At 62.5% G+C, this 6,035-nt stretch carries 6 protein-coding genes; 5 read left to right on the plus strand and 1 reads right to left on the minus strand.

Annotated features, from left to right (window positions below):
• The coding region (ssb, locus tag EOA85_RS25160) for a single-stranded DNA-binding protein (protein ID WP_127211574.1) at positions 1-497 on the minus strand (497 nt) is incomplete at its 3' end.
• A gap of 235 nt (positions 498-732) precedes the next feature.
• Here ssb and EOA85_RS25165 point away from each other — a divergent pair.
• The 5 genes from EOA85_RS25165 to uvrA form a co-directional block, all read left to right on the plus strand.
• Positions 733-1,047, plus strand: coding sequence for a metalloregulator ArsR/SmtB family transcription factor (locus EOA85_RS25165; protein ID WP_127211575.1), 315 nt, complete (start codon positions 733-735; stop codon positions 1,045-1,047).
• The gene (locus EOA85_RS25170; protein WP_127211576.1) at positions 1,044-1,520 is read left to right on the plus strand and encodes an SRPBCC domain-containing protein; all 477 of its coding nucleotides are present in this window, start codon (positions 1,044-1,046) and stop codon (positions 1,518-1,520) included. Before EOA85_RS25165 ends, EOA85_RS25170 begins: the two co-directional genes overlap by 4 nt.
• Positions 1,480-2,121, plus strand: a complete 642-nt coding sequence (locus EOA85_RS25175; RefSeq protein WP_281033784.1) for an ATP-dependent Clp protease proteolytic subunit — start codon at positions 1,480-1,482, stop codon at positions 2,119-2,121. The genes EOA85_RS25170 and EOA85_RS25175 overlap by 41 nt, the downstream gene beginning before the upstream one ends.
• Before the next feature lie 97 nt (positions 2,122-2,218).
• A complete protein-coding gene (locus EOA85_RS25180; protein WP_127211577.1) occupies positions 2,219-2,506 on the plus strand; it encodes a hypothetical protein in 288 nt (95 codons plus the stop codon).
• 749 nt (positions 2,507-3,255) lie between these two features.
• Positions 3,256-6,035, plus strand: a 2,780-nt coding sequence (uvrA, locus tag EOA85_RS25185) for an excinuclease ABC subunit UvrA (RefSeq protein ID WP_127211578.1), incomplete at its 3' end; no start/stop codon positions are given.

Consider the following 6,035-nt stretch of genomic DNA (forward strand, 5'->3'; position numbering starts at 1 on the left):
AGTTCGCGCGACGAACCGCCGCCACCACCGCCCTTGTTGCCGCCACCGCGATTGAAACTCTCGCCCGGGCCCGACTGCCCGAAATCGGAACCGCGGCTGCTGCCGCCACCGGCATAGCTGCCGACCTGACCGCCCTCGCCTTGCCCGCGCGCGTCGAGCATCTGCAGCTCGCCACGGAATTTCTGCAGCACGATCTCGGTCGTGTAGCGATCATTGCCGGTCTGGTCCTGCCATTTGCGCGTCTGCAACTGGCCCTCGACATAAACCTTCGCACCCTTCTTCAGATACTGCTCGGCGACCTTGGCGAGCTGGTCGTTGAAGATGACGACATTGTGCCACTCGGTCTTTTCCCTGCGCTCGCCGGAAGTCTTGTCGCGCCAGCTTTCCGAGGTAGCGACGCGGATGTTGACGACCGGCTCACCCGAATTCAAACGGCGGATTTCCGGGTCCGCCCCGAGGTTGCCCACCAGAATGACCTTGTTGACGCTACCCGCCATGATACTTCTCCGCGCTCATCCGAAACAAAATTTCTGCCGCTCACCTTATAGACTGCGGACAATCCCCGCCTGCCGTGGCTGCCTTTTCCCACAAGGTTTTTGTTCTCTTTTCGTTCTATCCCACTCAATTCCTGCTGTCAAGGAATGTCAGCAATCGATGGGTCCGCCGTGCCATTCCATATGGGCGCGAAAAGACTGCTTGCCAAACCAATAAGTGCAGACTTATGCTTCAATCATGATCGAAGCAGAGATTTTTCGAGCGCTTTCCGACCCGACGCGCCGCGCCGTCTACGAACGGCTCGCCACCGGCGAGAAGACCGTGTCGGAACTGCGCAGCGGCATGACCGTGTCGCAACCGGCCGTGTCGCAGCATCTCGCGGTGCTGCGCGGCGCCGGCCTGGTGGTCGAGCGGCGAGCCGGCCGCAACGCCTATTATCGCGCCGATCCGCAAGGGCTTGACCCTCTGCTCGGCTGGATCGAGCGGTACCGTGCGTTCTGGCCCGAGCGCATCGAAAGGCTCAAGGCGGTTTTGAAGGATATGGACCAATGACGGCAAAACAGCATTCAGACATGGCGGCAGATTCGATCGAGTTCGAGTGCGAGCTTCCAGACCCGCCGGAAAAAGTATGGCGGGCGCTGACGGTGCCGGACCTGCTCGCGGCCTGGATGATGCCGAACGACATCAAACCCGAGATCGGCAGTCGCTTTGCCTTTGCTAAGGCGGGTGCACCGATCGAGTGCGAAATCCTCAACGCTGAGCCCGAACGCCTGCTGCGCTATTCCTGGCGGGAGCGGCCGGCGCCTGGCAATGCAGCTGATCCGCTCGACAGTATCGTCACCTTCACGCTCGGCCGCACCGCGTCGGGCGGTACGCATCTGCGCATCGTCCACGATGGATTCGCGCGGGTCGCTACGTCTGCGGTTGCGATGGTGGGCGCCGGTTGCCGGCTTTCGCTCAACGCACACAGCCCCAAACAGACCATTGCCGCAAACACGCCTCGCCTTTTCCTGCGCGCGGCCTGAGCGGCACAACAACCTGGTGCCGATGGTGATCGAGCAGTCGAGCCGCGGCGAACGCGCCTTCGACATTTTTTCGCGGCTGCTGCGCGAGCGCATCGTCTTCATCAACGGTCCGATCGACGATGGCGTGTCGGCGCTGGTCTGTGCCCAGCTTCTATCGCTGGAATCCGACAATCCCGATAAGGAGATTTCCCTTTACATCAACTCGCCGGGCGGTGTGGTGACCAGCGGTTTCGCCATCTACGACACGATGCAGTATATAAGCAGTCCAGTATCGACCGTCTGCATGGGCTTTGCCGCCTCGATGGCCTCGTTCCTGCTGATGGCGGGCACGCCGGGACGGCGTATCGCTTTGCCCAATGCCAGCATCCTGCTGCACCAGCCGTCAGGCGGTTTCCAGGGCCAAGCCTCCGACATCCAGCGCCACGCCGAAGGCATCCTCAGGACCAAACGGCGCATGACCGAGCTTTACTCGCACCATTGCGGTCGCACGTTCGAAGAGGTCGAACGCACGCTCGACCGCGACCATTTCATGACCGCCGAGGAGGCAAAGACTTGGGGGCTCGTCGACCATGTTTTTGACACCCGTAAGAAGGCGGCGTGAAAGGTAGCCGGCTCATGCGCGATGCTGCCAAGTCGTTCGGCAAGTTTCATCGCCACCGGTCTGGCTTCGACCAGGGTTCGGCGGATATAGTCCGCCGATGCTCGACAAGATTTTAATCCACTCGAACCGGCTAATCATCGGTGTTGCCGTCGCGGCCATGACTTCCGGCGCGGCGTTCGCGGAAGACAATTCAACGTCTTCGCAGAACGGCACGTTGCCCGGCGTGGCCGATGACTATCGCATCGCCAAGCCGGCTCCCGAACCCGAGGACGCCGTGCCCAGCAACGGTAACGGCCAGTTCAAGATCGGCGATACCGATGTCAGGATTTCCGGCAGCATAACCTTCGACGTCGGCGTCGGCGCGTTCAAGGTCCCTCGGCAATAAGGCATGCGTGCGGGCCATCATCGCTGCCACGACCTTGGGCCCTAAAACGAACAGCCCCGCCGCTGCTTCCGCAAACGGTCGGGGCTTTCTTGGATCTAAAATCCACCTCGCCGGGAGTGCACTGCCGGCTTTTGATTTCGGATGCTTCGCGGCATTCAGCCGACGATCCGACTAGTAGTCTCTGATTTTGGTGGGGATCGGCAAGTCACGGTTTGTCGGGCGGCGCACACGCCTGGCCCTGGCACTTATGCCTGCCGCGGCTCCAGCGACACGTGGAGCCTCAAGGGACTGTCCGGTGGAGTCATTCCTCTGCTCTCCTTTTCTGTCCATTGCGACTGGTGTCGTCCGAAGCGCATATCGCAAAAACCCGCGGCGTCTCGCAGACCACCTTGGGGCGGCGAGGCCATCGAAAGACGGCCGGCTTCGGTGACGTTTGGAGTCTGACTCCCTGAGCCTGAGACGTCAACCGTTGGACAGCCGATTACAAAAAATGTGATCGCTTGGATGGCGAATCCGAAATTTGCATCCGTTTCGAGCAGCGCGGCGTCGGCCTTGGATTACGTGGACGCTTTTGTCAGGAGCTTGTTCGGTCTTTGTTCTTTCCGCTTGCCCGCCCGCGCGAAAGACGGTTAAAGGCTTTGGTCGAGAGTTGTGGCGTCTCTCGAAAAGGTGGCGAAATTACCTACATAGGGGATGGCCGGGAGAACCCGCCATCCCACGAGATTCCAGACCTGAGGCGGCGACCGGCGATGGCCGACCATAAATATCTTTCCATTCGCGGGGCGCGCGAACACAATCTGAAGAATGTCGATCTCGACCTGCCGCGTGACAGCCTGATCGTCATGACCGGCCTGTCGGGCTCCGGCAAGTCGTCGCTCGCCTTCGATACCATCTATGCCGAGGGGCAGCGCCGCTATGTCGAGAGCCTGTCGGCCTATGCGCGGCAATTCCTCGAAATGATGCAGAAGCCGGACGTCGACCAGATCGACGGCCTGTCGCCGGCTATCTCGATCGAGCAGAAGACCACCTCGAAGAATCCACGCTCGACGGTCGGCACCGTCACGGAAATCTACGACTACATGCGGCTGCTGTTCGCGCGCGTCGGCGTCCCCTACTCGCCGGCCACCGGCCTGCCGATCGAGAGCCAGACGGTGTCGCAGATGGTCGACCGCGTGCTGGCGGTCGAGGAAGGCACGCGGCTTTTCATCCTGGCGCCGATGGTGCGAGGCCGCAAAGGCGAGTACCGCAAGGAACTGCTGGAGCTGCAGAAAAAGGGCTTCCAGCGCGTCAAGGTCGACGGTGTCTTCTACGAAATCGCCGACGTGCCGGCGCTGGACAAGAAGTACAAGCATGATCTCGATGTCGTCGTCGACCGCATCGTGGTGCGCGGCGATCTGGCGACGCGGCTTGCCGATTCCATCGAAACTGCGCTGAGGCTCGCCGACGGGCTGGCGGTGGCCGAATTCGCCGACCGTCCGCTCGACTCCAGCCAGACCGGCGAGGATTCGGTCAACAAGTCGAAGAACGAGACGCACGAACGTATTCTGTTCTCGGAAAAGTTCGCCTGCCCGGTGTCAGGCTTCACCATTCCCGAGATCGAGCCGCGGCTGTTCTCCTTCAACAACCCGTTCGGCGCTTGCCCGACCTGCGACGGCCTCGGCAGCCAGCGCGCGATCGACGCCAGCCTGATCGTGCCCGACGACAACCTGTCCCTGCGTGCCGGCGCCGTCAGCCCGTGGGCGAAATCGACCTCGCCCTATTACGTGCAGACGCTGGAGGCGCTGGGCAAGGTCTATGGCTTCAAGCTCGGCGACAAGTTCAGGGATCTGACCGAAGAGGCAAAGCAAGCCATCCTGCATGGCACCGGCGAGCGCGAGGTCACCTTCCAGTACGATGACGGCCTGCGCTCCTACAAGACGACGAAAACCTTCGAAGGGGTCATCCCCAATCTCGAGCGGCGTTGGAAGGAGACCGAATCTGCCTGGATGCGCGAGGAGATCGAGCGCTTCATGTCGGCCACGCCTTGCCCGGCCTGCCGCGGCTACCGGCTGAAGCCGGAAGCGCTTGCGGTGAAGATTGCCGGCAAGCATATCGGCGAGGTCACCGAACTGTCGATCCGCAAGGCCGACCAGTGGTTTACCGCCCTGCCCGGCTCGCTCAGCGACAAGCAGAACGAGATCGCGGTGCGCGTGCTCAAAGAGATCCGCGAGCGGTTGCGCTTCCTCAACGATGTCGGGCTCGACTACCTGACGCTGTCGCGTAATTCCGGCACACTGTCGGGCGGCGAGAGCCAGCGCATTCGCCTGGCCTCGCAGATCGGCTCCGGCCTCACCGGCGTGCTCTATGTGCTGGACGAGCCGTCGATCGGCCTGCACCAGCGCGACAATGCGCGCCTGCTCGACACGCTGAAGCACCTGCGCGACATCGGCAACACGGTGATCGTCGTCGAGCATGACGAGGACGCCATCCTGCATGCCGACTATGTCGTCGACATCGGCCCGGCCGCCGGCATCCATGGCGGCCACATCATCGCGCAGGGAACGCCGCAGCAGATCATGGCCAGCCCGGCCTCGATCACCGGCAAGTATCTGTCAGGCGAGCTCGAAGTGGCTACGCCGGCCGTGCGGCGCGAAGCCAAGAAGAACCGGCGTCTGAAGATCGTCGGCGCGCGCGGCAACAATCTGAAGAACGTTACCGCCGAAATCCCGCTCGGCACCTTCACCGCCGTCACCGGCGTCTCCGGCGGCGGCAAGTCGACCTTCCTGATCGAAACGCTGTTCAAGGCGGCGTCGCGCCGCATCATGGGCTCGCGCGAGCACCCGGCCGATCATGACCGCATCGAGGGCCTTGAGTTCCTCGACAAGGTCATCGATATCGACCAGTCGCCCATTGGACGGACGCCGCGCTCCAATCCCGCCACCTATACTGGCGCCTTCACGCCGATCCGCGACTGGTTCGCCGGCCTGCCGGAATCCAAGGCGCGCGGCTATCAGCCGGGCCGCTTCTCGTTCAACGTCAAGGGCGGCCGCTGCGAGGCCTGCCAGGGCGACGGCGTCATCAAGATCGAGATGCACTTCCTGCCGGACGTCTATGTCACCTGCGACGTCTGCCATGGCAAGCGCTACAACCGCGAGACGCTCGACGTCCTGTTCAAGGGCAAGTCGATTGCCGACGTGCTCGATATGACGGTCGAGGAGGGCGTCGATTTCTTCGCCGCGGTGCCCGGCGTACGCGACAAGCTGGAGACGCTGAAGCAGGTCGGCCTCGGCTACATCCATGTCGGCCAGCAGGCGACGACGCTGTCGGGAGGCGAGGCGCAGCGCATCAAGCTCGCCAAGGAGCTGTCGCGCAAGGCGACCGGCAAGACGCTATACATCCTCGACGAGCCGACCACCGGCCTGCATTTCCACGACGTCGCCAAGCTGCTCGAAGTGCTGCACGAGCTGGTCGACCAGGGCAATACGGTGGTCGTCATCGAGCACAATCTCGAGGTCATCAAGACCGCCGACTGGGTGCTCGACCTCGGCCC

It is taken from the genome of Mesorhizobium sp. M5C.F.Ca.IN.020.29.1.1 (assembly GCF_003997375.1).
Taxonomy (GTDB): domain Bacteria; phylum Pseudomonadota; class Alphaproteobacteria; order Rhizobiales; family Rhizobiaceae; genus Mesorhizobium; species Mesorhizobium wenxiniae.